At 49.9% G+C, this 26,999-nt stretch carries 22 protein-coding genes, 1 other RNA gene and 1 riboswitch; of the genes, 6 read left to right on the forward strand and 17 right to left on the reverse strand.

Annotated features, from left to right (window positions below):
* Window positions 1-171: 171 nt before the first annotated feature.
* Window positions 172-1,710 carry a cardiolipin synthase gene (cls, locus tag D570_RS0101625; protein ID WP_018142658.1) on the forward strand — a complete coding sequence of 513 codons (1,539 nt, stop codon included), beginning with the start codon at window positions 172-174 and terminating at the stop codon, window positions 1,708-1,710.
* A 22-nt stretch (window positions 1,711-1,732) separates the two neighbouring features.
* Here the strand turns inward: cls and D570_RS0101630 are convergent, their stop codons facing one another.
* On the reverse strand, window positions 1,733-2,356 hold the full coding sequence (locus D570_RS0101630; protein WP_018142659.1) for a DUF1054 family protein: 624 nt from the start codon (window positions 2,354-2,356) through the stop codon (window positions 1,733-1,735).
* A gap of 105 nt (window positions 2,357-2,461) precedes the next feature.
* Window positions 2,462-2,539, forward strand: a riboswitch (ZMP/ZTP riboswitch).
* Between the two features lie 51 nt (window positions 2,540-2,590).
* Here D570_RS0101630 and D570_RS0101635 point away from each other — a divergent pair.
* On the forward strand, window positions 2,591-3,793 hold the full coding sequence (locus D570_RS0101635; protein WP_018142660.1) for an OFA family MFS transporter: 1,203 nt from the start codon (window positions 2,591-2,593) through the stop codon (window positions 3,791-3,793).
* A gap of 85 nt (window positions 3,794-3,878) precedes the next feature.
* On the opposite strand, the gene D570_RS08185 is transcribed toward D570_RS0101635, so the two are convergent.
* Window positions 3,879-4,736 carry a potassium channel family protein gene (locus D570_RS08185; RefSeq protein ID WP_083907363.1) on the reverse strand — a complete coding sequence of 286 codons (858 nt, stop codon included), beginning with the start codon at window positions 4,734-4,736 and terminating at the stop codon, window positions 3,879-3,881.
* A 79-nt stretch (window positions 4,737-4,815) separates the two neighbouring features.
* Here D570_RS08185 and dtd point away from each other — a divergent pair, with 79 nt between their 5' ends.
* Entirely contained in the window at window positions 4,816-5,313 is a 498-nt protein-coding gene (dtd, locus tag D570_RS0101645) for a D-aminoacyl-tRNA deacylase (RefSeq protein WP_018142662.1), read from the forward strand.
* Between the two features lie 83 nt (window positions 5,314-5,396).
* Here dtd and D570_RS0101650 read toward each other — a convergent pair whose 3' ends face one another.
* Window positions 5,397-6,230 carry an oxidoreductase gene (locus tag D570_RS0101650; protein ID WP_018142663.1) on the reverse strand — a complete coding sequence of 278 codons (834 nt, stop codon included), beginning with the start codon at window positions 6,228-6,230 and terminating at the stop codon, window positions 5,397-5,399.
* 168 nt (window positions 6,231-6,398) lie between these two features.
* On the opposite strand from D570_RS0101650, the gene D570_RS0101655 reads away from it, so the two are divergent.
* The gene (locus D570_RS0101655; protein ID WP_026181770.1) at window positions 6,399-7,253 is read left to right on the forward strand and encodes a helix-turn-helix transcriptional regulator; all 855 of its coding nucleotides are present in this window, start codon (window positions 6,399-6,401) and stop codon (window positions 7,251-7,253) included.
* A gap of 105 nt (window positions 7,254-7,358) precedes the next feature.
* The gene (locus tag D570_RS0101660) at window positions 7,359-7,898 is read left to right on the forward strand and encodes a sugar O-acetyltransferase (RefSeq protein ID WP_026181771.1); all 540 of its coding nucleotides are present in this window, start codon (window positions 7,359-7,361) and stop codon (window positions 7,896-7,898) included.
* Between the two features lie 110 nt (window positions 7,899-8,008).
* Here D570_RS0101660 and D570_RS0101665 read toward each other — a convergent pair whose 3' ends face one another.
* From D570_RS0101665 to mraZ, 14 genes are all read right to left on the reverse strand, one after another.
* A complete protein-coding gene (locus D570_RS0101665; protein WP_018142666.1) occupies window positions 8,009-8,695 on the reverse strand; it encodes a hypothetical protein in 687 nt (228 codons plus the stop codon).
* A 535-nt stretch (window positions 8,696-9,230) separates the two neighbouring features.
* Window positions 9,231-9,630: a transfer-messenger RNA gene (gene ssrA / locus D570_RS09265) on the reverse strand.
* A gap of 136 nt (window positions 9,631-9,766) precedes the next feature.
* On the reverse strand, window positions 9,767-10,864 hold the full coding sequence (locus tag D570_RS0101675; RefSeq protein ID WP_083907360.1) for a cell division protein FtsQ/DivIB: 1,098 nt from the start codon (window positions 10,862-10,864) through the stop codon (window positions 9,767-9,769).
* Window positions 10,865-10,882: 18 nt separating this feature from the next.
* Window positions 10,883-12,397 carry a UDP-N-acetylmuramate--L-alanine ligase gene (gene murC / locus D570_RS0101680; RefSeq protein WP_018142669.1) on the reverse strand — a complete coding sequence of 505 codons (1,515 nt, stop codon included), beginning with the start codon at window positions 12,395-12,397 and terminating at the stop codon, window positions 10,883-10,885.
* 14 nt (window positions 12,398-12,411) lie between these two features.
* Window positions 12,412-13,614: a UDP-N-acetylglucosamine--N-acetylmuramyl-(pentapeptide) pyrophosphoryl-undecaprenol N-acetylglucosamine transferase gene (locus D570_RS0101685; RefSeq protein ID WP_018142670.1), complete on the reverse strand. Its 1,203-nt coding sequence runs from the start codon at window positions 13,612-13,614 to the stop codon at window positions 12,412-12,414.
* 24 nt (window positions 13,615-13,638) lie between these two features.
* Window positions 13,639-14,919: an FtsW/RodA/SpoVE family cell cycle protein gene (locus D570_RS0101690; protein ID WP_169331210.1), complete on the reverse strand. Its 1,281-nt coding sequence runs from the start codon at window positions 14,917-14,919 to the stop codon at window positions 13,639-13,641.
* Window positions 14,920-14,974: 55 nt separating this feature from the next.
* Complete coding sequence (murD, locus tag D570_RS0101695; protein WP_018142672.1) at window positions 14,975-16,423, reverse strand: UDP-N-acetylmuramoyl-L-alanine--D-glutamate ligase; 1,449 nt, start codon at window positions 16,421-16,423, stop codon at window positions 14,975-14,977.
* Window positions 16,424-16,514: 91 nt separating this feature from the next.
* Complete coding sequence (mraY, locus tag D570_RS0101700) at window positions 16,515-17,609, reverse strand: phospho-N-acetylmuramoyl-pentapeptide-transferase (RefSeq protein ID WP_018142673.1); 1,095 nt, start codon at window positions 17,607-17,609, stop codon at window positions 16,515-16,517.
* A gap of 90 nt (window positions 17,610-17,699) precedes the next feature.
* Window positions 17,700-19,289 carry a UDP-N-acetylmuramoyl-tripeptide--D-alanyl-D-alanine ligase gene (locus tag D570_RS0101705; RefSeq protein WP_018142674.1) on the reverse strand — a complete coding sequence of 530 codons (1,590 nt, stop codon included), beginning with the start codon at window positions 19,287-19,289 and terminating at the stop codon, window positions 17,700-17,702.
* On the reverse strand, window positions 19,286-20,326 hold the full coding sequence (locus tag D570_RS0101710; protein ID WP_018142675.1) for a hypothetical protein: 1,041 nt from the start codon (window positions 20,324-20,326) through the stop codon (window positions 19,286-19,288). The genes D570_RS0101705 and D570_RS0101710 overlap by 4 nt, the downstream gene beginning before the upstream one ends.
* 24 nt (window positions 20,327-20,350) lie before the next feature.
* On the reverse strand, window positions 20,351-22,240 hold the full coding sequence (locus tag D570_RS0101715) for a peptidoglycan D,D-transpeptidase FtsI family protein (protein WP_018142676.1): 1,890 nt from the start codon (window positions 22,238-22,240) through the stop codon (window positions 20,351-20,353).
* Complete coding sequence (locus D570_RS08985; protein ID WP_018142677.1) at window positions 22,240-22,707, reverse strand: hypothetical protein; 468 nt, start codon at window positions 22,705-22,707, stop codon at window positions 22,240-22,242. Before D570_RS08985 ends, D570_RS0101715 begins: the two co-directional genes overlap by 1 nt.
* Entirely contained in the window at window positions 22,694-23,827 is a 1,134-nt protein-coding gene (gene rsmH, locus D570_RS0101725; RefSeq protein WP_018142678.1) for a 16S rRNA (cytosine(1402)-N(4))-methyltransferase RsmH, read from the reverse strand. Before rsmH ends, D570_RS08985 begins: the two co-directional genes overlap by 14 nt.
* On the reverse strand, window positions 23,821-24,348 hold the full coding sequence (gene mraZ / locus D570_RS0101730; RefSeq protein WP_018142679.1) for a division/cell wall cluster transcriptional repressor MraZ: 528 nt from the start codon (window positions 24,346-24,348) through the stop codon (window positions 23,821-23,823). Before mraZ ends, rsmH begins: the two co-directional genes overlap by 7 nt.
* 364 nt (window positions 24,349-24,712) lie before the next feature.
* On the opposite strand from mraZ, the gene D570_RS0101735 reads away from it, so the two are divergent.
* Complete coding sequence (locus D570_RS0101735; RefSeq protein WP_026181774.1) at window positions 24,713-26,998, forward strand: HelD family protein; 2,286 nt, start codon at window positions 24,713-24,715, stop codon at window positions 26,996-26,998.
* The last annotated feature ends 1 nt before the right edge of the window (window position 26,999 follow it).

The raw sequence follows: 26,999 nt of genomic DNA on the forward strand, positions 1-26,999 counted from the left end.
CCTAGGCGTTTATTCATATTTTACCGGCTCAATAAACCCTTGGAACATATTTGTGCAAAGTCTCACAATCTTATAACCCGAGAAATCCTAGACTTTGCCGTGAGCTAGCGACTGCGCACGCCGCTACAGCCTCGTCTACAATAAATATCAAGCAGACGATGAGGAGAAGAGATGGCACATAACATTAAAACTGACAGCGCAAACAGCGTCATTCGCATGTTTTTTGTCGCTTTTGCTTTTATCTTCCAGCTCGCCGTTATCATCCTGTTTTTCTTAGGATTCGAGCAGCGCATCGCATGGGCATCCTCTGTACTGAGCGCCATCGCCTTTTTTGTTATTTTGTACATCGTCGGGCGCGATACCAATTCAGCCTTTAAAATTACGTGGATAATTTTCATCGGCGTTATACCAATTGTGGGACTCATCGTATATTTCCTCTTTGGCACGCCCACCGCCACTCGCCGCAGCAAAGACGCATTTAATAAGAATCATAAGGAGTTATCGCAGCAGCTCTCTAAAAATCCTCAACTTTTAGCGCAGTTGGACGCCACAGACAAAGGCATAGCTAATCAGTTTAGATATTTACAGAATCAAGAAAATTTCCCGGTATACAGCAATACAGATGTGCAATTTTTTGCAGATGCAACAGACGGTCTCACTGCGCAGCTTGAGGATTTAGCCCAGGCTCAAGACTTTATTTTTATGGACTACCATGCTATCGAAGATGGCGCATCCTTCCATAAAATTGCCACAATTCTGCAAGAACGCGCACACGCGGGCGTAGAAGTGCGCATTGTGTATGATGAGGTGGGTTCCTTAGGTTTTATCAATCGTAAATTCGTTTCAAAAATGAATGCTATGGGCATTCAATGCAAGGTTTTCAATCCTCTACATCCGGTGCTGAATATTTTTATGAATAATCGTGATCATAGAAAAATCACAGTCATCGACGGCAAGGTCGGATTTACTGGCGGATATAATCTCGCAAACGAATACTTCAACCTCGTCAACCCCTTCGGCCATTGGAAAGACACGGGCGTGCGCCTGCAAGGCGACGCGGTGCAAAGCCTTACCGCATCCTTCTTGGAAATGTGGCATTACGCGGACAAAGACCAAGAGGATTTCTCCGCATATCTGACCATCCATGAGTACACGGCTCAGCACACCGGTTTTATCGCACCCTATGCCGATACACCTACAGATAATGCCTTTACCAGTGAAAATGTGTATTTGAATGCCATAAAAAATGCCAAAGAATCCGTGTATATCGCCACACCATATTTCATTATTTCGGATGAAATGAATCGCGAACTGTCCCTCGCTGCACAGCGTGGTGTGGACGTGCATATTATTACGCCGGGCATCCCAGATAAAAAGCTGATTTACCGCGTTACACGTTCGTATTACGGCCGTTTGACGTCACACGGCGTGCATATCCATGAGTACACTCCTGGTTTTATCCATGAAAAGCAGGTGCTCATCGATGATGAGCTCGCCATCGTGGGCACGATTAATTTCGATTACCGCAGTTTGTATCACCATTTTGAAAACGCGGTACTCTTTTACGGATACGATGCCATCGCCCAAGTGAAACAAGATTTCCAGCAGACGATAGCCGTCAGCGAGGATGTGTCCGAGAGGTATTCGGATAAGGCATCCTTGACACAGTTTGCGGATATTATCCTGCGCTTACTTGCACCACTCTTCTAGCGCGCACGGGTGTGACTCACAATTAAGCCTCATACCAAGACATCGCCCGCGCGTATAGGGGTATGAGCTCGTCCACAGTAGACAAAATCCAAGCCTTACAGGCCTTCGCACTGCGCAAGGTCGGCGAGCCCGGTTTTTCCAACCGTCCCATCATAAATTCAGAACTTTTTACCTGCGCTACTCGTGCAAAAAACTCTTCTAAAGCCACGTCCTGTATACGGAAAAATGCTTTCTTCGTGTGATCTGGAATGAGGACAAAATCCTGCGAAAGCGCGCGGATGTCTTCCCCATTCTGAGCAAAATCCTGCGCAATATCCACGATATGCACAGGTCTATCAATACACGCTAACGCAATGAACACATACTCATCGTTAATGCCGATTTGAAAATGCGGATACTTTTTATAGCCGCGCTTATCCCCACCGATGGCCACCCACGTGCTCTCCGGCGCATGCGTGGTACGGCGCAAATGCTGAGCAATATGCACCGCAAGCGGCTCCTCCAGATGCAAAGAATCACTAACACGCTGAGAGATTGCTGCTCCATAGGTATTAAATAAAGGCCACAGCTCTGCTCGAATAGCTGTCATGCGTGGCTCTAAACCTTCCACATCAAATACGCCAAAAGCGCGGGCTGTAAAACTCATATTTTGATTGTAAGATAATCGGCACGATAGAGCATACAAGAACGTGAAAAGTGACGAGACTCACATCTGGGAGGTGCTCGTCCATTCCACCCCTCTGATACAGTAGAAGTGTTATATGACTGACGGAAGTGGAAAACCACATGGGAGTATAACCGTAAGAAGCCGACCGTCTGGGCAAAAGAAACCCAGAGATTTTGGGCTTCTTTTTTATTGTCTATTTCAATGAGGTTCCTTGTGAAAAACAAATGGACAGTGGCTGCAATTCCAGCGCTTCTCATTCACATCAGCATTGGTACAGTGTATTGCTGGTCTTCTTTCAGCGAAAGCTTATCCGCGGAAGTCGGAGTGCCAACTTCTGTACTGGGATGGGCGTTTAGCCTTGCAATCTTCTTCCTCGGAATGTCTGCTGCCTTTGCAGGGTCGTTTGTAGAACACAATATCCACAAAGCTTCACTCATCGCCTGCATTTGCTTCACCGTAGGCATGATTGGCACAGGCTTGACTGCACAATTCACCAACCAATTGGGACCAATTGCCAGTCTGATTCTTATCTTCCTTTTCTACGGTGTCATTATGGGCATTGGCTTGGGCATCGGTTATATCACACCTGTGAAAACCTTGATGCTCTGGTTTGCCGATAACAAGGGCTTGGGCACCGGCATCTCCATTATGGGCTTTGGCCTGGCAAAGGCTATTGCTAGCCCAGTTATGAATACTTTGGAAGAGCAAGTGGGCATTCCATCCATGTTCTACATCCTCGGCGCAGTCTACTTCGTCATGATGCTCATCGGCCACCTCCTCCTCGAAAAGCCTGCAGGTTGGAAGGAAGACACCTCCGCTAGCACCAAGCCAGACTTTAGCATTTTTAAGAACAAGCAATTCGTAGGCATTTGGCTCATGTTCTACCTCAATATCACCTGTGGCCTTGCGCTGATTTCCTATGAAAAGTCCCTGCTCAAGGTGCTGGGTGTAGGCATTGCCGTTATTTCGATTATCCAGATGCTCACTGCAGCTAGCAATGCTTTGGGCCGTTTAGGCTACTCCATGATCAGCGACTTCATGCGTGATCGCAATACGGTGTACAAGATTATCTTCGCATCCAGCTTGATTGCTACTGCTGTGGTCTTCGCTACCCAAGGCATCAGTGTCAGCACCCTAGTCGTGCTCGTCGTTATTATGCTCCTCGTCGTAAACGCAGGCTACGGTGGCGGTTTCAGCACCTTGCCAGCCTTGCTTTCCAGCCGTTTTGGTATGAAGAAAATTTCGGGCATCCACGGTATTGCGTTGTCTGCATGGGCTTTTGCAGGCTTAACCGGTAATCAGATTACCGCTACCGTGCTCAACACCACGGGTTCTTACAATCTCGTCTTCATTATTTTGGCGGGTCTCTATGCGGTGGCTTATATCATCTCTATTACTATGGTAAAGAAGATCTAATCTATTCGGACTCCACATACGCAATCGTCTCCCTGCCGGCAACCACTCGCAGGGAGACGATTTTTTGTGAACAAATAATGACACATTAATAATCGGGTAAATCTTTTTCTGTGTCGGCAGAATCTTTCGTTTTCTCATCATCATCGAGCACAATAGAATTCACAATCGTATATGCCGGATGGCCTGGGCTTGCGACCACATCATTTGAAGTATCATCATCGCTTTCATTCAAAATAATCATCAAATCAGCCGTCAAAATAGACGACGGCAACGCGATGACGGCTATGCCCAAAATTGAAGAAAGCATGGTAAACAACTTGCCCACGGCGGTTACCGGATAAATATCTCCATAGCCCACAGTAGTTAAGGACACCGTGGCCCAGTATAAGGCGTTGAAAAAGCTTTTAAACGTCTGCGGCTCCACGTTGTAGACAATTAAGGCAGAGATAAAAATATAGCCCACTGCTATGCAAAAAATAATGCTTAAGGATTCTTTCTGCTTTTTAAATGCTTTGACCAGCAAATCCACGGAGCGGCGACGACGAATATTGCGGAAAATCATCATGCCTCGGATGATGCGAAGCAGACGAATAAGCCGGAAAATGCGCAAACCGTGGTTGATAGGGAAAAATCCCGGCAGAATGGACAGCAAATCGATAATGGCCATGGGCCTCAAGGGATATAGGAGGAAGCACATCAGACGGCTACGGTGCTTGTGCTCGATAGCTTCAGACAAGTCGGCACAAATCCAATGCAAAATGTAGTCGACCAAGAATATCAGCGTGCAGAGCATGTCTAGCCATTGCAGCCACAGCGGAATCTCATTGCCTGCCATCAATGGTAAGAAGCTTAAGGCAATGACCACGAGCATCGCTTTATCGTAAGAGGATACGTCCTCGTCCACATCTGGCTCGATAAAAAACAGTAACTTCAAACGATTCATACCTGCCATTTTACGCCATTTTCCCGCGTTTTCGGGCAGTTGCGGGGATGAGAGTCGGGGTCTATCGTAAGCTGGTCGTATGCGAATTATTCTTCAAAAAGTATCACAGGCCACCATTTCAGTAGAAGCCGATGCTGAGCTTCCTGAAAGTGTGCATTTTAACGAAAAACCCGAGTCTGAACGTAGCATTGGGCTCGGTCTCGTACTCCTCGTGGGTGTAGAGGATGCGGATACCCTAACAGATGTGCAGTGGGCTGCAAAGAAGATAGCTCAGATGCGCATTTTTGAGGATGAAGCGGGCAAAATGAACCGCAGTGTCCTGGATGTGCACGGCAGCATCCTGTCTGTCTCGCAGTTTACGTTGTATGCGAATATCCGCAAGGGAAATCGCCCAAGTTTTGTGGATGCAGGTGCGCCTGAGCATGCGCAAGAGATGTGGAAGTCGTTGAATACTGCACTGTCCGAGGAATATCATCTCCCAGTGAAAACCGGCGTGTTTGCGGCACATATGAATGTCCAGCTGACAAATGATGGTCCGGTGACCATTATCGTAGACTCTGCCATTCAACGGCACTAAGGTGGCCGTGGCTGTGTCTGTGCGGCGCCGTCGGATTTGCCTTTTTGCACCGTACAGCCGTGTCTTATGCATGTGTGAATCGCTTACACTTCTCTGTCGGCGCTACGGCTCAAAGCCTCGCGTGCAGCAATATCCTTGCGCACAGTATCCAGCTTCTCCAGCAAGCCATCATAGGCATAATTACCCAATGGCAGACGCTGTGGAGGATTCTCTTCATGAGCGACCGCCACAATGACGTGTGCCGCACGCGCAGGATCTCCAGCCTCATGTCCAGCCGTTTCGCGGAATGCGCGCCTCTGTGCACCGGCTGTGGCATCATAATCTGCAATAATATTTTCAGGCTCCACCTCGGAAGCAGAATTTCCTGCCCAATCCGTCGCAAAACCGCTGGGTTCGATAAGAATAACCCGGATGCCCAGCGGCTCCACCTCTTGAGCTAAGGCCTCAGAAAGGCCTTCTACTGCGAATTTGGAAGCATTGTACCAACCCACTGCTGGGAAGGCGCGCACACCGCCGACGGAGGATACGTTCATAATTGTGCCAGATCTGCGAGCGCGCATATGTGGCAAAATTGCATTGGTCACCGCTGCAAGACCAAAGACGTTAATTTCCATCATGTGACGGTACTCTTTTTCGTCACTTTCTTCGACAGCAGCAAAGTAACCAATGCCTGCGTTGTTGAGCAGGATATCCACCTCTGACCATGCATAAGCTGCAGATACAGCAGCTTGAACTTGATTTGGCTGCGTAACATCTAGCTTTAAGCGCAGTGCCTTCTCCTTGTCGAAGGCGTCAAGATAACTCAAGGACTCGAGTGTGCGTGCAGTCGCCACAACCTTGTCGCCTTTGCGCAATGCTTCTAACGCGACTTCGCGCCCAAAACCTCGGGATGCTCCCGTGATAAACCATGTCGTCATGTCTTATCCATTTCTCTGATGATTGTCATTATTTCGCTTGACCGTCCTGCTTGTGCAGACCAAGCTTTAATTCGATTTAATCGCGGGTATTTCTGCTCAACAAGGGCGAAAATATCATAGGACTTTTTATCCCTGTTTCACTAGCAGATTTTCCGTCATAATAGAAATATGACTATGGAGAAGAGAGCGCTCAGCGAATTTCTGAAGACGAAGCGGTCGGAACTTAAGCCTGCAGATGTGGGGATTATCGACTCTGGTGCGCGCCGTGTGCCGGGTTTACGGCGCGAAGAGGTGGCTCTGCTGGCGGGCGTAAGTGTGGATTGGTATGTACGCTTAGAGCAGGGGCGGCAGGTGACTCCTTCTGAGGCTGTTTTAGACGCTATTGCGCGTACCTTGCGACTGGACGATGTGGAGCGCGCTTATTTATTTAATCTTGCGCGGCCTTCTGCGACGCGAGAAAAGGCTAGTTCCCTGCCTTCGGTTCGTCCCGGTATTAGTCGAATGATTCATGGTTTTACGCATCAACCATCCTTTTTGCTCGGACCTCGCATGGAGGTGTTGGAGGGCAATAATGCGGCGTGGGCTTTACTCACGGATTTCCCTGCGCGCCCAGCACATGACCGCAATATGTTGCGTTGGATTTTTACGGACCCTGCAGCACAGAGCCTGTATATTGACTGGGAAACGGTGGCCAGTGAAATGGTGGGTGTGCTCCAGCTCGAGGCCAGCGCACGCCCTCATGATGCACTCATCCGGTCTTTAGTGGACGAGCTAAGCGCTGTGAGCACAGATTTTGCGCAATGGTGGATGGAGCCCCATCCACAAGGCCGCACATCCGGTACGAAGCGTTTCGCCCATCCGGTTGCAGGCAGGCTGACTATCAACTGGGAAGCGTTTACCGTACCCGATGATGACACACAAACACTGTTTATCTATTCGGCCGCCGACCAGAAAAGCTCTGAAGCTTTGGATTTGTTGGTGATGTGGTGGTCTTCTCGCAAAGAATTCGAAAAATCGAAATAAAGCACCCATTTTGGGCAAGCTTTCCAGAGTTTTGCGGATACAGATGGATATACAGGATACAGAAAGTTTAGGAGTATGACGGAGCAACTCAGCTAATATGAAAAACTGCAATCTGGGCTACCTTATCGTTTTGACGATAAGGCTATTGCCGACATTAAGGACCGTGCGTCCCTATTGTGTGCACGTTTAAACGCGGCTGACCCAACCGATGCATCTGAGCGCGAGAAGCTGGCCCGAGAGCTGCTAGGCAGCGCCGGTGAAGAATTGGATATCCAACCCGGATTTCACTGCGATAATGGCAAAAACATTCATGTGGGCGCGCGTTTTACCGCCAATTTTAACGTCACTATCCTCGATGGTGCAGAGGTAAGATTCGGAGATTACTGCATGGTCGGTCCGGGTACGCTGATTTCTACTACGGGCCATCCCCTCGAAGGCGAGGAAAGGCGCCAACGCTTAGCTATTTCCACTCCCATCAGCATCGGCGATGACGTGTGGATTGGGGGAAATTGTACGATTCTCAGTGGCGTACATATCGGCTCCAACGTAGTCGTGGCTGCGGGCGCAGTCGTCACGAAGGATGTGCCGTCAAACAGCGTAGTTGCAGGTGTACCTGCGCGCGTTGTGCGCACACTATCGGAGTAATCTGTCGTTGTATGCTCGCGGAACACGCTTCGGGTCCATACTTCCAGTACAAAAAATGGTGACGTAGAAGTACATATGCGTCACCATTGCTATACGTGGTATTGATTGCGTTATTTGTCTGACTGTCGGCTACGTGTAACTCCCCAAACAACGATGGCGGTATAAATACCTGTAACGACAAGCCAGAACAGGCCGTTCCATACATTGCTGAGCACGAAAATCTCATACATGGAAGTAATCAGGGACAACACTGCTACGATGAGATACCAGTTCAAACCTAGCTTTTCAGTGTCTGGAGTGTCCGTGCCTAGAGTTCCTGTGTCCTGCTCTTCAGCCATTTCCTTTTGCGTCTGTGGGAAAATTTCTGTTTCCGCTTCTGGATCTACACTTGGATAGTCTGACTCGGTTTTGTCCTCTGTGTCTTGTTCTTCCGTCTGCACGACTGCAGAGCGTGCTTGTGACGTTGCGCCTGTGACCTCAGAGGCTTCGACCGTAGTATTGCGCTTCTTTGAATCCTCTGCATTGAAATCAATCAGCGGAATGGTGATATCTGCCACATCATCAGACCGAGTCTCAGGGGCCAGTTCAGCATTTTCTGCCGATTCAGCCTGCACTGCCGGTGTTTTTTCAGACTCACTACTCTCCTCCTGAGCTCGAAGAGAGTGCTCGATTGATGGCTTGTGTCGAGCCGAAGTTTTTTCCTTCTTATACTTCTTATTCGCGATAATCAGCGCCGTAAATGAAGCCCCTAAGGACGAAAAAAGAAGAACCAACTCAAGAATGCCAAACCAATTCATGTTTCTCACTTCTATATGTCTGCAGGTAGGCAGATTGTTTTCTATCAATGCTTTCAACATTATACAAACGCATAGTGAAAAGAAACGAAGGAACCTCAATGCAGAATCTGCTTTTGACGTGTTCTTTCACACCCTATAAGAAAATTCTTTGGAATAGTTGAGCCTGCACTGTGTAGGCACATCATATTAGCTATTTTCGAATGAGGATTAATGTCTCAGCCATTCGGAAGAAATGCTTCACCGCACCATCTCATACATATCTTAGCTGTGAAGTTTTGCATCGACCAGCGAGATTTCAAGAGATCCCGATACACGACATTTACTATGACGGGTACGCGCACTACTCCATCGGTGGCTCGGTCCAGATCACGCATCACATACCCGTGCTCGCATATGAACCCACAACACGGAGATATAGGTCGGTGTAGGCATTCATTACACAGGAAAACTGCTGAATTACAGCTACTGATTGTCCCCTACCGGCACCGCTTTTGGGTAAAAATAAAGGGTTACAAGCGATTGCCTGTAACCCTGCAAGTGGAGCCGCCGGGAATTGAACCCGGGTCCGATGACCGTGCCTGTAGCCTTCTACGTGTGTAGTTTGCTGGCCTTTTGGCATTTTTTCTTCCTCAAACATCGTCGCAAACCACGGTTTGCAGGAATAGTCGCAGTTAAAGTCCCCTAAGTTCCCTGAAACTCAAAACCTAAGGCAAGTCTTTACATGACGCTCAACATCTCCCCAAAGACATGAGAGAGTGAACGGAGTTGAAAACTCAGCTGGTTAATCCTAGCGCGAAGCTTAGGCAGCGAGTGCAAACTCAGTGCGGTTAGATTTAGCACTTATTTTTTACGGGTGGCACGTTTACGAGTGGACCCCCGCGTTCTCGACACGCTTCTCTCCAGCGTACAGATCACCGTCGAAACCGATCGACCCCTTATTGAATTATGAAACCGCATTTTCATAACGCCATGCATAAAAGCACGTTAATCTATAATACACGATTTCTAGCGTTGCGCACACAGCATAATTGCGAGTTATGCACGACACTGAACCCGCGGACACCTCATGCATTATTTGATAATCGGCCGTGAAGGAGCACTCACATCGATGGTGGCCGAAGTATTTCCCTCACCTTGTAACTGTTCGATAATTTTTTCCACGATTTTTTGCTTCGTTTCGATACTGCCCGAATTGCCCCAAACCACCGTATATCCACTATTCAGCACGGTCGTAATGGAATCCTGAGTATTGGCAATGGTTTCGGTGACTTGCCCGCGGATATTGTCGTCCAAACCCGCCAGCACGGCAATAGCTTGTACGACGGATTCATTGCGCAGTCCGCTGTTCGCCGTTGGCACATTGATGACAGGAATGCCGTCCGTGGGTTCCTTTTTCGTGGAAATTTGCTGCGCCTGACCGTCTACTGCCACGTAATCCTGGGCATCTTCCGCATACAGCAAAGCCGCAGGTGTTTCCTCGGTAATAGCAATATTCAGACCGTGGGGATATTCTTTCGTCACGGTGACGGACTGTACACCTGGCACGTCATCAATCTTGGTTTGCAAATCCGTTTCGGACAGCAAGAATAAGGATGTATCTATTGTCTGATCCGTGTACTCGCGCACATTGGATAGATTGACCCAATTATTGGCACCAGAAATATAAATCTTACTGGACTGCACCTTTAACCAGGGGGAGAAAATCAATGCCCACACGGCAAAAGAAAGGACAGCCACACTGATCACGGCGATGAAAATGCGCAACGCCCAAAAACGACGGCTGGCTTGGCGTTGCTCTGCTTTGCGCTGCTCGAAATTAATGGTTTTTTTGCGCGTGCGCGCTTCTTCTCGTGCAATGATTTTGGCCGCATCAACCATTTCGGATGGCTTGCGTGATGTGCTTTTCTGGGCATCTGCAGTCATACTAGATGCGCGTACAATGCGCTTTTCCCTCGGTTGGGCACCCGATGATTTCTGCCCAAACAGGCGCTCACGCAAGGATGTGCGTGAACTCGTTGAATTCTGCGTGTCACGAGTTGAGACATGACGTGTTTGCTCTCGTTCAGTTTGTGAAGAGGCTGAACGAGAAGAGGATGAGCGCGCAGAAGTCGAACGTGGTGATGTGCCAGAAGATGAGGCTACTGTACGTGGCTTTCTTTTATCAACCATTACTGAACCATCCACACGTTATTTCTGTGGAGCAAACTTTTTTTCCAAACCATCCGCAATCACATCAGCCATGGTGGTAATTGAACCTGCGCCCACCGTGAAAATCACATCTCCGGGCTCGGCGGTGTCTACCAGATATCCCGCTGCTTTGGTCATATCATCTACCGCACGGATATGCGTCAAACTGCCCAGTTCCTTTGCCGCTTCTGGGATCGTCTGTGAGGTGATGTCTGGCCAATCCTTCTGCTGCTCACGCGCTGGATAAATACCCGTCACAATCGCCTCATCCGAATGTTCTAAAGCCTGAGCAAATTGCTGGGCAAAATAATACGTACGGGAGAACAGATGCGGCTGGAATAGCACACGAATACGCTCGTGAGGAAAACGAATGCGTGCCGCATCCATCAAAGCGGCCACCTCTGTAGGATGATGCGCATAATCATCAACCACCGTAATCGAGTTAATTACAGCTTTCACATCGAAACGACGTGCAGCTCCCCTAAAATCATCCAAGGCGCGCACGGCCAGCTGAGGATTAACTCCCACGATCAGTGCTGCGATCAGAGCTGCCGTTGCATTGCGCACATTATGGATGCCTGGGATACGAATGTGCGAGTGCAGCATCTCCTCACCATAACGCTCCGCCCAGCGGATGGAGAAGTCTTGACCGCCATCAAAGGTGCTTTGATTATCTGTATGAATGTACACGACCTGGGCAAATTTCATGGTCAGTTCGGGATTTGTGGTGTACACGATAGCACGCTGACGTTCCTCATCATTCATAGATTTGACCACACTTAAAGCGCCCGGGTCATCACCACAAGCAATAACATGCTCTTGAGCATGTTGCGCATGCTCAACGAAGGCATGTGTAAAGGCTTGAGCACTGCCATAATGATCCAAATGATCCGGCTCTACATTGGTGATAACGGCAATATTCGGACGATACTTCAGGAAACTTCCATCGGATTCGTCCGCTTCAGCCACAAAAACATCTCCGTGACCGGCATGCCCACCTTCGTGTAAACCATCTGGAGTATGAATGGAGCCACCGATGGCATAACTAGGATCGGCTAAATCGTTCTCGCCCGCACTGGTAAAAATCTGGGCAATCATAGCACTCGTGGTAGTTTTGCCGTGTGCGCCAGCCACCGTTATGGAAATCTTGTGCGCCATTAAGGCCGCCAAAATATCCGAACGATGCATGAGAAGACTGCCCTGTTCGTAGGCGCGCACAATTTCCGGATTATCCGGCTTAATGGCGGAAGAATACACCACAATGGATGCGCCTTCGACATGGGCGGCCTCCTGGCCTTCGTAGATCGTAGCTCCCATTTCTTCGAGGCGGGCTGTTTTAGCATTTTTCGCACTATCAGAACCAGTAACCTTCACGCCCTGCTCGATAAGCATTTCAGCGAGCACACTCATGCCGGCTCCGCCGATGCCAATAAAGTGAACTTGGTCCCATTTGCTCACATCGACATGCTCGTAGTCGATTGGCTGATGTGTGGGGTCTAAAACAATCTGGTCCATTCTTCTCTCCCGCTTTACTTCCGCGCTGCGTATGCTAACTCGATAATTTTACGCGCCATTTTTTGTGCTGCATCTCTTTTACCGTATTTCCAAGCCGCTTCGCTCATGCGATCCAGCTGGGATTCATTGGTAATCATGGGGATGACACGGCGTTTGATCCAGTCGGCATTAAAATCATGATCTTGGACAATAATGCCGCCCCCGGCCTCGGCCACAGGTTGAGCATTATAAATTTGCTCGCCGTTGCCGATGGCCAATGGCACATACACTGCCGGCACACCCAGAGCTGTAAGCTCAGCTACGGTGCCTGCACCCGACCTACAGATGACAAGGTCTGCGGCCGCAAACAGTGCGTCCATGCCTTCCCAGTATTCGCTGACATAGTAATGATTCTTATTACCGGCGGTTTCGGTCACGTGGTCCGCGCCAAACTCGCGTAAGGTATCTTCATCCGCTAAGGTTTTGACGATTTTGCGTACAGCTTTGGATTTGTCTTTTCCTGTAAGATGCACAATTTGTGCCACTTCGAGCAATTCTCGGCAAGCGTTTGCCACTGCAGTATTGACATTCAAGGCACCCAGAGATCCGCCCGTAACCACGATGATTGGAATATCTGGGTTCAGCCCGAGTTCTTGCGCTGCAGCTTTTTTTGCAGCACTGCGCGATTTTTCAATTTCCTGAGCACGCTGCGAAATAACGGCGCGTAAAGGCAGACCCACCCTCTTCATACGACCATGCTTGCCAGCCAACAAGCCGCAATTATCGTAAGTAACACCAATGTAATGCGCCCAACGCGCGCCCAGCTTGTTTGCCATGCCTGCGCGTGCGTTTTGCTCATGGATGACGAGCGGAAGTCTCATACGATGCGCCTGCACATAGGCTGGTGCTGCTGCATAACCGCCGACGCCTACGACTACATCTGCCTTGCGATGTGCAAAAATCCGCTTGACAGCACTGAGTTGCTTCACAAAGCGTACCGGAAAGGTAAAGGTGGACAGGTTTAAAGACCGTGGAAAAGGAACCTTTTCAATAGTATCCAACTCAAAACCTGCGGCAGGCACAAGCCTCGATTCTAAGCCCTCTTTTGTCCCAATAACTGAAAGCTGTGCTTCAGGTTCTAATTCCCGAATGGCTTGAGCGATGCTGAGTAAAGGATTGACATGACCAGCTGTTCCGCCACCAGCAAGCACTATATGAAGGGGTGCAGTATGATTCATACTTCCCATTATTACGCAACCGCCCTACCCATGGACTCTGCTCGCGCGTACATCTTCTTGTTCGCGCGCAAAACGAATACAAACACCGGCTCCTGCCAAACACATCACCAGCGCCGATCCACCTGAGGAGATGAACGGCAACGGTAGACCCATCACTGGCAAGAGACCTAACACGACAGCAATATTTATGAAGGATTGTGCCGCAAACCACACGCCAAAGCACATAAGCACTAATTGCATGTACACAATTTGATGACGCAAAGACAGATTAATGATTGCCCACGCCATCGCCGCAATAAACAAAATCACAGCCAGCGCACCGATAAAGCCCAATTCTTCGCCGATAATTGCAAAAATATAATCGTTATCTTGTGCCGGCAGATAGGTTTTTTCGCGAGAATTGCCCAATCCTACACCTGTAAGACCACCTGTGGCCAAAGCGTAATCGCCATGCAAGGCTTGGAAACAAATTGCCTTGGATTGTGCAGCCTCACGGGTGGAGCAACCACCGTAGGTCGCGGTAATGCGCGCCCAACGATTGGAACTTCCCCGCACAAGCAGGAGGAAAATAGCCACACCCAGCGCTCCTCCGCCCAAAACGATGTAAGTCAGTGGAAAACCCGCAAGGAAGAAGGCTACGAGACCGATGATTCCCACGATAATAGCCGTTCCCAGATCCTTACCCAACATGACTAAACCGAGAGAGAGGAACCAAATGAGACCCGGACCGATGAAGGGAGCGATATCCAACCTGTGTTTGCCTTGCATATCCGTTTTTTTCTTGGCCTGAATCAACGCCTGTGGTAGCCAAATACTCAAGGCAAATTTCAGCACCTCCGCCGGCTGGAAACGCAACGGGCCGATAATAATCCAGCCCACATTACCACCTGCGCTATCGCCCAGAGATGTCAGTGTGAGGGCTTGCAAGAAGAGCGCAAAAAACAAGAATGCCGCGCTGTACCGGCGAATATACCGGGCGGGAATAAACTGCGTACCAATGAGCACAGCAAAGCCCATTACAGCAAAGCTACCCTGACGCATAATGGCAATCCAGACGGACTGATTTGTGCCTGCTAACTTTGCGGTCGAGCTGGAAAACACCATAACGAGGCCAATAGCCGTCAATACTACGGTGCTGATGACCAGCGTCCAATAACTGGCTACAGGATTGAGAAACAATCGCCATCCCGTATAATTTTCGCGTTTTTCCCTGCCATCGTGTTCGAGGCGAGAACCGACTGTTACGGCTGAGACGAGCGAGCTCACCCATCTCCTCCACTTGTCGCCCCAAGCAGAATTACTCACTGCATCGTGTGCAGTGTAGAGGAGATTTTTTTCTTCCTGAGAGTTCCGGGAGCTCCTACTTGGCATGGTCATTCACCCATTCACGCGCATACTGTGCAAATTGATTGCCTCGATCAGCATAGGATACAAACTGGTCCATGGATGCGCAGGCAGGAGCCATAAGCACCACATTCCCAGCCGTAGCAAGGTCTGCGGCCGCGTGGACGGCCTGTTGCATAATGGCCTGCGTGTCTGCAGTTTGTGGATCGATAACGGTCAAAGGAATATCTGGCGCAAACTCAGCAAAGGCATCGAGCATAGGCTGCTGATCCACACCGATAATGACTGCTGCCTTAATCACGTGCTTTTGATGCTGGATCAAATCGCCAAATTCAGCACCTTTTGCTAAACCTCCCGCAATCCATACCACCGAATTATCTGCATAACTACTCAGAGAAGCAGCAGCTGCATGTGCATTTGTAGCTTTCGAATCATCTACGAAACGGATGACACCGTCACCGAGCTCAGCCGTAGCAACCGTTTGAATGCGATGTCCGCTAGGCGCAAAATCTTGAAGAGCTTGAATAGCTGTCTGCACGGGCACGCCGGCGCCCATACCCAAAGCCAAAGCGCATAATGCATCCGCCAGCAAATGCGGGTAGACCGTGCCATCCGGTTCAGTAAGATGACGGAAAGAATCAATGCGCGCGAGGGTGCGGGCCTCTGTGGCATCGCCTTGCAGGTTGCTGCGGTCTAGAATCCACCCGTCTTGGACGCCAATTTGTCCCGCCTGTGGAGCGGAGAGGGTAAAGCCCACCAGTGTGCAGCCCGGTGCTACCTCGGATGGATACGCCTGACGTGCCAATGCGCTGACACGCGCATCGTCGGCGTTATAGACAATAACCTGCTGCGCATTGTGGTAGACCTTTGCCTTATCCGCTGCGTAGTTCTCAAATCCGCCATGCCAGTCCAAATGATCATCCGCAAGATTTGTAATAGCCGCACAATGAAGATGCAAAGAATCCGTGTAATGCATTTGGAAGGAGCTCAGCTCCACGACTAAAGTATCTAAGCTCTCGTCCGTTGCCGCAGATGTGATGGGGTTTCCAATATTTCCCACGGCCTGAGCACGACGCTGATCCGCAAGCATAATAGCCTCGGTCATCTCCGTTGTGGTGGTCTTCCCATTCGTGCCGGTGATGCCAATCCATGTTTGACGTCGTGTATCCTCGTTGTGATTGTGGAAGTTCCATGCCAACTCCACATCGCTGATAACAGGAATGCCAGCCTGACCCGCATGTACGACGAATGCAGAGGCAGGCTTAAAACCTGGTGAGGTGACTACAGCGTCGAAGGCCGTAAAATCAAAATCTTCCGCGTTAATCTGGGCGATGGTGTAATCGGCAGGCTTATTATCATCTGCCGTTGTCACCTGCTGTCCTAGAGTGTGGAGTACTTTTACAACGTTCAGACCAGAAACGCCCAAACCCACCACAAGATATGACTTCGTCATGTTTACCTTCATCGCTTCGCCTTCTTGTGCGTTGGACGCTGAGAAGGCTTTCTGTTTTGATTTTTCGTGTATTTAAGATTATTTAATCATGCATGCGCGGGATTTAGATGCCCGAACGCACGACCCAATCCAGATAGAAGATGACCAGCGCAACGATGACACACACCATTTCAATCATCCAGAAACGTACAACTACCTTGTTTTCCGACCAGCCTTTGAGCTCGTAATGATGGTGAATTGGTGCCATCTTAAAGACGCGCCTGTGGAAGACCTTGAAGGAGAAAATCTGGATGACATCCGAAACCGTTTCCCATACGAAAAGTCCACCAATAAGTACAGCTAATACCTCAGTGTGCGTGGCAATAGACAGAGCGGCAAACAATCCACCAAGTGCTAAGGAACCCGTATCGCCCATAAAAATGGTGGCAGGATTGCTATTGAACCACAGGAAGCCAAAGCAGGAGGCAACGGCACATAAGGCGATAATGGCCAAATCTTGTGGGTCCTGCACCGTATAGCTGTAGGAGTTTGGCATTGGCACACGATGATACGACTGCCACATGCTAATCATGGCGAAACCGATGAAGGCTACCATAGAGCTACCCGCAGCCAATCCATCCAAGCCATCGGTCAAATTCGTGGCATTTGTCCATGCTGCCAGCAAGAAATTCACCCAAATGATAAACAAAATGGTAGAAAGAATGTAGCCAGTGGATTCAAAGTTAATAAACGGCTTTTCGATAAAGGTGATGCCAGAATGCGCAGAAACTGTGCCATCGGGAGCCTTGAAATTCAAAGATAATACAGCATAAATGGTGGCGAAAATAATTTGCCCGGTCAATTTTGCACCGATGGACAATCCCTCGTTTTGCTTCTTAGCTACCTTAGCAAAATCATCGATAAAGCCGAGCACTCCCATGGACAGCATCACGAAGAGCACCAGCATGGCGTTCACAGAGGGCGAATTGCCCACTGCGACCCAACGGTACAGCGCCGAGGAGAGCCATCCCAGAACGATGGCGAGGTTGATCACAACGCCACCCATGGTCGGAGTGCCACGCTTGACAAGATGGGATTGCGGGCCATCTTGACGAATGTATTGACCGTAATGAAGTTCGGTAATGACTTGCGTGATGATTGGCGTACCCACGAATGTGACAATCAATGACACTGCAAGACCGATGATTACTGCAATCATGTGTGAAAGACTCTCCTGGTTCTAGTTTTCTCTGGCTTCTGTTTTCGTTTCTCGATAGTGAATAGTGAAAGAGATCTGGTGAGTTCGTTGTTAGTTTGTCCCCAACCAGCGCGATGCAAGAGCGCTCAAACCAGAAGCATGGGAACCCTTGAGCAAGACTATAGAGCGGTTATTACGCGCAAGCGAAGCTACAATCTGGTCAGCCTCATCGGCGTTGTGCGCGACGAAGACGCGACGCTTCGTATTGGTTTCCAAGGAGTCAGCATCCGAGTTCGCATCCGCACGCGTATCCACCCCTACACTTGCATTCACAGACTTCAGCTCGGCCTGAGCACCGTCTGCAAGATTCTGAGCCAAATCCATCAAGTTACTGTCACTGTCCAATCCCACAGCCACAACGACATCCGCCTTGCGCATGGCATACGCGCCAATAGACCGGTGCGCTTCCTTCTCGGTAGGTCCCAGCTCCAGCATGGAACCCAAAACCGCGATACGCTGAACCGCATCCTGCGCGCGGAAGGCTTTCAACGCATCTAATCCAGCCTTCATAGAATCCGGATTGGCGTTAAAAGAGTCATCGATGACCGTAAAAGCCGCTTCCCCATGGTGCACATCTGCAATATGCATACGGTGTGGGCTAATCGCTGTCATCTGAGACAGAATCTGTGCGGCAATATGCTCAGGAATATCTAAACTATAAATAACGCTGAGCACGGCCAGTGCATTGTACACATTGTGCTCTCCACTAATGCCCAAGCGTAAATCGAAGGAATTGCCATCGGGCAAGGCCACCGTAAATCGTGCACGGTTGAGCTCGTCCACCTGTGTATGCGTGCCTCGCAGTATCACCGAAGAAGCCATGGAGGAAATTTTTGGCTTAGCAAAGTCTTCCGCATTTTGACGGCTAAACCAAATAATGCTGGAAGCCTTCGTCATATCCACCATGGTGCGCACATAATCATCATCGGCATTCAAAATGGCTACACCGGAACTGCTTAGGGCACGCACAATTTCGGATTTTGCATCACGGATGCCTTCTACACTGCCGAAACCGCCCAAGTGTGCAACGCCCACCTTGAGCACAATGGAGATATCCGGTGGCGCTATGGTGGTGAGATAAGCAATCTCGCCAATTGCAGATGCGCCCATCTCGGCCACAAAAAAGTGGGTTTTTTCGTTGACCTCAAGAGCCGTTAAAGGCAATCCAATATCGTTATTGAAAGAGCCTTGAGGAGCGACGGTCGGAGCCACACGAGACAACACCGCGTGCAGCATATCCTTCGTCGTGGTTTTGCCCACAGAACCGGTAATACCAATAATGGTAAATTCATTCATACCCCGAGCCGCAAAAGCCTTGCGCTTACGGATATTGAGGCGAGCGATATCACCCAATGCTTTCACCGTGTCCATCACCACAAGCTGAGGCACAGCAGCATCTTCAATCGCATGATCAACCACAGCCACTACCAGCCCACTGAGCTTGCTCACGAAGCTGTGTCCATCGACGTGCTCACCCGCAATAGCCACGAACACGCTGGATTCGCGCACCTGGCGTGAATCCGAGGTGACATGAGTGAGAACGAAGTCATCGTCCCCGGATACTGCGGAAACGAACTGTCCATTGACATACAATTGCCCAATTTCGGCGTCCAAAAATTCGCTGAGGTGGGTAGAAATCATCGATTATCTGCTTTCAGTTCATGAGACAAGCCCAAAGCGCTCTTAATGCTATTGCGCTTGACTCCAGCGGCGAGGACCATACTAACGGCCATTGCAAGTTCATTAAAGTGTTCTGTATTTTTCTCGCCGATAATTTCACGAACGAGTGCCATGGCCTCTTCCGTAACTTCCACGCATAAGGTTTGGTTACTAATATCTGCGCCATAGGCCTGCACATCTTGACGTGCAAGGCGTCTTAACTCTTCGGCATCGTTACGATTGGCTCGTCTATTCAAAAACGTCCGTTGTGTCAAACGCTGCGTTTCCATGCTTTGGGTTTCCAACTCCGGCACGTTGAATGTTTCGCGCGAGGTATTCGTGTACACATCCACTTTGACGCTGGTCAGGGCAAGCGCCTCCAACACGGAGTCATCCACCTGAATAATGACGGATGTAGCCCCATCCTCGAGCATGATATACAGCATTTTTTGTATATCCAGTGGAGAAAGTGGCGTTTTTAATCCCAATTCACGTTCTAAACTGACTCCGCCACGTGTATCGATAATGCCTAAAGGATTACCTAAATAATGGAGCAAATGGTATAACTCTGCCATTACAAGCGGCGCATTATCCCCTTGCACAGCAAAAACAGCCAAAGAGGCAGAAGGCATAGCTGTCATATCCGCCGCAATACGCGCACGTGTATCGTTATGCAAGTCTGCAAAAAGGACAGGAATTTCAGGATCTATGGGCACATCGATGACATCCGAGGTCGCCTCCGCATCTGAATCATCGGTGTCCTGACCGATGCGTGACTTGTCTGGAGCCATGAAGACCACGGCATATGCTCCCCTTTTCGCAGCCGCATGCACAATGCGTGGATCATACTGAGAGGTAGAGCTGATATAAAGAGCACCCGGAGTAATGTCCTCTAAGGCGTCTGCCACAGAAGTCAACGTTACTGCGTCACGATGCGTGCCGATGGTACTTATCCCGTATCGACGACGAATATCACCAATGGTGATATGTTCTGTAATGGATTCACTTACGCTTGACATATCTATTCCACATTACCACTGACTCTACCAATCCACCGGAATGGCATCGGTGCGCGGAGATGACTGAGGCACCTGATACTTCTGCATCAGGAATTGCGCCACTTTCTGCACTACAGGACCGGTGGACGTACCACCGTAGTAGCCTTTGGCGTCCTTCATAAATACGGCCACCACAAATTGTGGGTCATCTGCTGGGATAGCGATGATATAGTCACCCACGATGCTGGTGAGCTGACCATTATCGCCTGCAACTTCCGCAGTACCGGACTTGCTCGCAATACGGTAACCCTCCACACCGGCAGTTTTTGCATATTCTTCACCGATATTTTCCATCATGTTGAGCACAGTAGAGGCCGTTTCCTCGGATACGACGCGCTCCGAGGGAGCCGCTGCGGGCGTAGTATCCTTGCCGTTGGCATCGGTGGATTTTTCAATCAGGCGCTGGCCTAAACGTACACCCCCGTTAGCAATAGTGGCGATAACATTTGTCATCTGCAAGGCATTCACCGTATAGCCCTGACCAAAAAGCACCGTTTCGCGCGTACGCGTATCCCAATTTGTGTAATTGGTCAGCAAACCATCCGATTCACCCGGGAAATCAATGCCCGTAGCCTGACCAATGCCAAATTTTGTAATGTACTCATAGCGCTTCTCCGTGGACAAATCATACGCAGTCATAATCGTGCCCGTGTTATAGGAGTGATACAAAATGCCTGCAAGCGTCAAATTTGCTGGCGAATGCGGGATAGCATTGTGGTAGGTTTGTCCCAAGTATTCCAAGCTATACGGCACCGTGAATTGATCCGTAGCCTTGTGCAAGCCTTCTTGCAAAACCGCAGCCGCCGTAATGATCTTTCCCGTAGAACCCGGATCGAAGGTCGTCTGCATAGCCATGGAGCCCTTGGTTAATGCATCCGTGGAGTTGGCCTCATATTGATTAGAGTCGGAGATAGCAAGAATTTTGCCCGTTTTGACCTCTTGGACCACGCCAATGCCCCACGTTGCATTCTGCTCTTCTACGCGAGCTTTCAATTCTTTATTGAGGAACCATTGCACATCCGAATCAATGGTCAGCGTCACTGTGCCGCCTGCCTTTGCTTCGGATTGCACCTTTTCCGTGCCTGGAATTTTGGCAGTACCATATACCGGATTAGTTTGCTGATAGGTTTCGACGCCATCGATGCCTTGAAGTGAGGCATCTGCCATAGACTCGATGCCCGTTACGCTATTTCCATCTGCGTTGACACCACCGAGGATAGCGCCAATCAGCGATGGATTTGAGTACACGCGCTGGCTAATGAGCTCCGCACCCACTACACCGGAGAGATGCAAATCGTCGATTTTACGTTTGAGCTCTGGCGTTACGCTGGATGCCACGACTACATAGCGGGAGTTGCCGGCGATTTGTGCACCGAGCTCTTGCACATTGAGATTAAGTACCGGGGCGAGGATGCGTGCCACGGCCGATGCGCCTTTTCCAGGCACATCCTGCCCATCAATGCTGTGGCAGCTACTTCTGAGCGCCTCCGTCTTTTGCTGATATTCTTCATCTGTCATGCTTTTCGTGCGCTTGACAGTGCAAGAGGTAGGCGTGAAGTTTTGTACACCTACCTCATCTACGTAAATTTTGTAGGCTTCGACGCTTTGGGCTAGTACCTCACCGTTCGTATCTACAATGCTACCGCGCATAGCCTGCACTTTTGCGGTAACAGTGCGCGAGTTTTCTGCATCCTGTGCCACACCTGCCGCATTGAAAATCTGCAGGTAGGCAAGTTTACCGATACAAATGGCTATGACCAAAGCCCAGATGACGATAATCGCCAATGTTCTGCGGCGAATAGTGTGACCGTGGGAGGTATTCTTCCTGCCGTTTGTACCGCGTGTACGATGTGTGCGCTGAGGCGAACGAGCCATTACTGAGCATTCCCTAAATCGATTGTCATACTGCTACTGCCCTGCTGCATGCCCATTTCGAGAGCACGCTCAGGAAGTTGCGATTGCAAATCGTTTAGTTTAGCACGGTCTTGCTGGACGTCCTGTGTAAGTTGTGTGACAGAATTTTGCGTTTCAGAGATGGCGAATGCGTTTTCCGTCATGGACGTGCGCATGGCCAAGGTCGCCATCAAGCTGATTACGAGGAAAATAATGGAGCTAACGAATACGATTACCGAGGATTTACGGCTAATCGATGGTCGCGCCTGCGTTGAAATGACGTGAAGCGTGCTACGCGTTTCTTCGCGTTGTGTTACTCGAGGCTGTGGTCTCCCATACGATCCAGTGCGTGTGGAAGGACGCGTCGATGGTGATGCTGCAAAATCGGCAGCAGCGGAGTAACTACGAGAACGAGTTGAGCGAATGCTTCGTGCTTCAGCGGCGGCCATTTTTTCCCCTACCTCGTGAATATGTGTTGCGTGATTTATGTGTTTTATGTGTAAAACTGCGATGTGTGGAGCGAGTCTCTGCATCCGGTTTGAAAGCCGATTCCGGAATTTCTCGGGTCACTTGTACTGCTCGTAAACGCACGGAGGCGGAGCGAGAATTGCGTGCAATTTCTTCCGCATCTGCTTTTAAAGCGCCATGCGTTAAGTCCTTGAGATATGGCTGCGCCTCATCTGGGATGACGGGCATGCCTGCCGGAACATTGGCCGTCAGTCCTCGAGAGACAAATTTCTTCACACATTTGTCTTCCAAGGAGTGATAGGACTCCACCACCAAGCGGCCTCCCACGGATAAGGCGCGCAGAGCCTGTGGCAACGTATCTGCCAGCTTGGTCAGCTCGCCGTTGACTTCAATGCGTAGGGCTTGGAATACACGTTTTGCAGGATTGCCCGCTGGTCGCTTTGCACGAGGTACGATGTGGTCCACCATCTCGCTGAGCTCGTGGGAGGTGCGAATGAGGTGACCCGATTCACGCAAACGGATAATTTCGCGTGCAATAGGGCCGCTAAAGCGCTCTTCGCCGTATTCCTTGAAAATGCGCACCAAATCGCCGTATTCGTACTGTGCTAGAATGTCCGCCGCTGTAAAGTCTTGACTCGTATCCATGCGCATATCTAACGGCGCATCATGGGAATAGCTAAAGCCGCGGTCTGCCTCATCAATTTGCAGGCTAGACAGGCCTAAATCCATAAACACGGCATCTACCTGTGTAAAGCCGGCGCGATGGATAACCTCTGTAAATTCATCAAAAGCAGCGTGTGCGGGGATAAAACGGTCGGCAAACCCTTGATCCTGCACGCGTTTCGTTGCAAGCGCGAGTGCCTGCGCATCACGATCGATGCCGATAACGCGCGCCGTAGGCAATACCTTCAAAAATCCGCTCGTATGACCAGCTAAGCCGAGCGTGCAATCCACAATGACCGGGAACTCTCGCCCATCGTTACGCGCACTGACCTCGGCGTGACTCGTGACGAGATCTACACACTCGTCAAAGAGCACAGGTTTGTGAATTTGATCGATATGCGCCGCGGCTTGGGTGGCATCCAGTGGTGAATTTACCATGCAAAATCACCTCCCGGGAGAATATCCTCCGCCATATCGCTGTAATCGTCCTCTTGTGCAGCCAAATAAGTATCCCAATTCTCGCGATTCCACAGCTCTGCACGGGTGCCAACGCCAATGAGCACCACATCATCACTGAGATTTGCGTATGTGCGCAGCATAGGAGGCACCATAATGCGCCCTTGCTTGTCTGGCTCTAAATCCACGGCACCGGAGAGGAAAACACGCAGGTAATTGCGTGCCGCTTTATTGCTGAGCGAGACGTGCTGAATTTGCTGTGCAATGCGGCGAAATTCGTCATTAGGAAGCAAGTACACGCATCTTTCCTGACCTCGGGCCATGACGCAACCCGAACCGAGCTGTTTGCGCAATTTAGCTGGAATAGCCACGCGCCCCTTGGCATCCATTTTCGGTGTGTAGGTTCCGAGCAAAAGATCTGGAAGGGGGAGATTTTTCCCTACAGATGTCTCCGCCGACACAGCGGCAGCCAAACCATCGTTTAGACCTGTATTTTCAACCATTTCCCCCTCCTTTCTTATGAATCAGCAGCCTCGGAACCTTTCCAAAACAACCACATCGTTCCCCACTTTACTCCACTTCGCCCCACTTTTCCCCACAATTTACAAAAATTTGATATTTTTCTCCCCTTGTGGACGCTAATTTTTGAGCAATTCAAAACGATTCATTCTCGAATGGAAAAGGAGAAAAAACGGTTTTCAGATTTTTCATGTACGTTACATTTTTTAAAGACCGTATTCGGCATCCATAACGCAGGTCCGTCGAAAAGGCAGGAAAGAAATTCACCCTCAGAAAATGTTGAAAATGTAGAGGCTTCAGAGTACATTTGTATGGCAGTTTTTTATGTTAGAAAAAGGGAATTATCACGTGTCCGATTATTCAGACCAGATCCGCGAAGAGCAGTCAAAAGTTGATCGTGCTTATTCGCGCCTCGATGAAATCCGTCAAATAACGCGAGATCGCCTGAGCGAAGTGCGCGGTCGTGGAGCACATGGCTCCCCTACGCAACGTTCGGAGCGCGACTCCTTTGCTGCAATGTATGAAGACCGACTGTATCAATTGCGTTCCGTTGAAGATCGCCTTGTCTTTGGACGCCTCGATACAGAAGACAATAAACAACTTCACATCGGTCGCATCGGCCTGCAAAGCGAGGACCATGAGGCTATCGTGGTGGATTGGCGTGCAGAAGCCGCGCGTCCGTTTTATGAGGCAACTCCACAGCATCGTGGAAATATCGCCATGCGCCGCCATATTACGTTGAAATTCCGCGATGTGGTGGCCATTGAAGACGAGGTGCTCAACGTGGACTCGGATTATGTGACGAATGCTTCACAATCCGGCACACTTACGGGTGAAGGTGCTTTGCTGGCCTCACTTTCCAGCCGACGCACGGGCAAGATGACCGATATCGTCGCCACGATTCAAGGCGAGCAGGACCGCATTATCCGTAGTCCGCTGAATCGTCCTGTAGTAGTTCAAGGTGGTCCAGGTACAGGTAAAACCGCCGTAGCCTTGCATCGCGCTGCTTATCTGCTGTATACGCATCGCTCCACTTTGCAGCGCTCAGGTGTGCTCATCGTCGGACCTTCACCCGCCTTTTTGCATTATATCGATCAGGTGTTGCCATCCTTGGGCGAAACGGGCGTCATCTCGCGTACTATGGGCAACCTCATTCCAGGCATTCAGACGTCTGCCGAGGATGATCCTTTTGCTGCGCGCATTAAGGGCGACAAGCGCATGGCAAAGGCTGTAGCAAATGCCGTATCTGCGCGCGTACGCATTCCCTCTGAGCTGCCGGTGCTCAAGGTCAACGGCGTGCGCGTACCAATTACACGCGAGGACATCGAGCAGGCGCAGTCCAATGCGCGTCGCACGCATCAGCCACACAATATCGCCCGCAATACCTTCGTCAAAGCCATGATTTCATTGCTGACGAATCGTTTTAACGAGCAGCTCGATTACGATCCGGAACCGTCCGAGGTAGAAAACGCTACAAATACGATTCGCATGAGTGAAACATTACGCCGCACCTTGAATACCGCATGGCTTCCGATGGATGCGCAGTGGATGATCAATGATATGCTGTCCAAACCGCGTCGCATCAAGCAATTTGCGCCATGGCTGAATGACGAGCAGGTGGAGGCATTGACACGACCATCGGGTTCGGCATTTACCATCTCCGACATCCCGCTTTTGGATGAGGCTTACGAATTGCTCGGCCCTGACCCACGCGAGCAGCAGCGTCAGGAATCACGCAACCGTTCCCAATCCTCCGATGAAAGTTATGTCAATGACATGATGGAGTCCATGGGTTTGAAGGGTTCTGGCGTTTCCGCTCAAACCGTGCTCTCAAATATGAATAATTCTGACGATCTCACCTTGTCAGAGCGTGCCGGCTCTGACCGCGAATGGACCTATGGTCATATCGTCGTGGATGAAGCTCAGGAATTGACGGCTATGGATTGGCGCATGCTCATTCGCCGCTGCCCTTCCCGCTCCTTTACTATCGTGGGCGATGTGGCACAAACCTCAGCTCTGGGAGGTACACATAATTGGAGTACCATGCTCGATAGCATTTTCGGCACAGATGGCTGGGATTTGAATGAACTGACGATTGATTATCGAAATCCTCAAGAGGTTTCCGATATTGCCGGTAAATTTGCTGCCTCCGAGGGGTTATATATTTCGACCGTGTCTGCCGTGCGCACTATCGAGAACAGCGTTACTCAAAAAACACTGTCCTCGCTGAATTCTGTTATCGACTCTGCAATTTATCACACTATTGAGCTCACCACACAGTTTGTTTCTCGTGATGGTTCCGGCCGCGTGGCCATTATCTGTGATAGCGAGATTCGCGATGCCGTGGATAAGCAGTTGCGCTTGTCTTTGAAGAATTCTGAGGATATTCAGGATTCTGAATTTGAGCGTTTAACCTCTCAGGCAGCGTGGGATGCGCAGGTGGCTGTTTACACGCCTACCGAAGTCAAGGGGTTGGAGTTCGACGCCGTGGTATTGTGTGAACCGGGACTGATTTCTCAAAATAGCCCCTCTCGCCTTTCTGCAGCGGCTGATTTGTATGTGGCGATGACTCGCCCAACGCAAAAATTAGTCATTTTGCAGACAGAAGAAGATAAACAAAGAATTTCTTTATAGG

The sequence above is a fragment of the Alloscardovia criceti DSM 17774 genome, assembly GCF_000376885.1.
Taxonomy (GTDB): Bacteria; Actinomycetota; Actinomycetes; order Actinomycetales; family Bifidobacteriaceae; genus Alloscardovia; species Alloscardovia criceti.

What these genes read in the sequence shown, in the direction of transcription:
- cls (WP_018142658.1), top strand. Translation starts at nt 172, where the DNA reads ATGGCACATAACATTAAAACTGACAGCGCAAACAGCGTCATTCGCATG.
- D570_RS0101630 (WP_018142659.1), bottom strand. Translation starts at nt 2,356, where the DNA reads ATGAGTTTTACAGCCCGCGCTTTTGGCGTATTTGATGTGGAAGGTTTA.
- D570_RS08185 (WP_083907363.1), bottom strand. Translation starts at nt 4,736, where the DNA reads ATGAATCGTTTGAAGTTACTGTTTTTTATCGAGCCAGATGTGGACGAG.
- dtd (WP_018142662.1), top strand. Translation starts at nt 4,816, where the DNA reads ATGCGAATTATTCTTCAAAAAGTATCACAGGCCACCATTTCAGTAGAA.
- D570_RS0101650 (WP_018142663.1), bottom strand. Translation starts at nt 6,230, where the DNA reads ATGACGACATGGTTTATCACGGGAGCATCCCGAGGTTTTGGGCGCGAA.
- D570_RS0101655 (WP_026181770.1), top strand. Translation starts at nt 6,399, where the DNA reads ATGACTATGGAGAAGAGAGCGCTCAGCGAATTTCTGAAGACGAAGCGG.
- D570_RS0101665 (WP_018142666.1), bottom strand. Translation starts at nt 8,695, where the DNA reads ATGAATTGGTTTGGCATTCTTGAGTTGGTTCTTCTTTTTTCGTCCTTA.
- D570_RS0101675 (WP_083907360.1), bottom strand. Translation starts at nt 10,864, where the DNA reads ATGGTTGATAAAAGAAAGCCACGTACAGTAGCCTCATCTTCTGGCACA.
- murC (WP_018142669.1), bottom strand. Translation starts at nt 12,397, where the DNA reads ATGGACCAGATTGTTTTAGACCCCACACATCAGCCAATCGACTACGAG.
- D570_RS0101685 (WP_018142670.1), bottom strand. Translation starts at nt 13,614, where the DNA reads ATGAATCATACTGCACCCCTTCATATAGTGCTTGCTGGTGGCGGAACA.
- murD (WP_018142672.1), bottom strand. Translation starts at nt 16,423, where the DNA reads ATGAAGGTAAACATGACGAAGTCATATCTTGTGGTGGGTTTGGGCGTT.
- mraY (WP_018142673.1), bottom strand. Translation starts at nt 17,609, where the DNA reads ATGATTGCAGTAATCATCGGTCTTGCAGTGTCATTGATTGTCACATTC.
- D570_RS0101705 (WP_018142674.1), bottom strand. Translation starts at nt 19,289, where the DNA reads ATGATTTCTACCCACCTCAGCGAATTTTTGGACGCCGAAATTGGGCAA.
- D570_RS0101710 (WP_018142675.1), bottom strand. Translation starts at nt 20,326, where the DNA reads ATGTCAAGCGTAAGTGAATCCATTACAGAACATATCACCATTGGTGAT.
- D570_RS0101715 (WP_018142676.1), bottom strand. Translation starts at nt 22,240, where the DNA reads ATGGCTCGTTCGCCTCAGCGCACACATCGTACACGCGGTACAAACGGC.
- D570_RS08985 (WP_018142677.1), bottom strand. Translation starts at nt 22,707, where the DNA reads ATGGCCGCCGCTGAAGCACGAAGCATTCGCTCAACTCGTTCTCGTAGT.
- rsmH (WP_018142678.1), bottom strand. Translation starts at nt 23,827, where the DNA reads ATGGTAAATTCACCACTGGATGCCACCCAAGCCGCGGCGCATATCGAT.
- mraZ (WP_018142679.1), bottom strand. Translation starts at nt 24,348, where the DNA reads ATGGTTGAAAATACAGGTCTAAACGATGGTTTGGCTGCCGCTGTGTCG.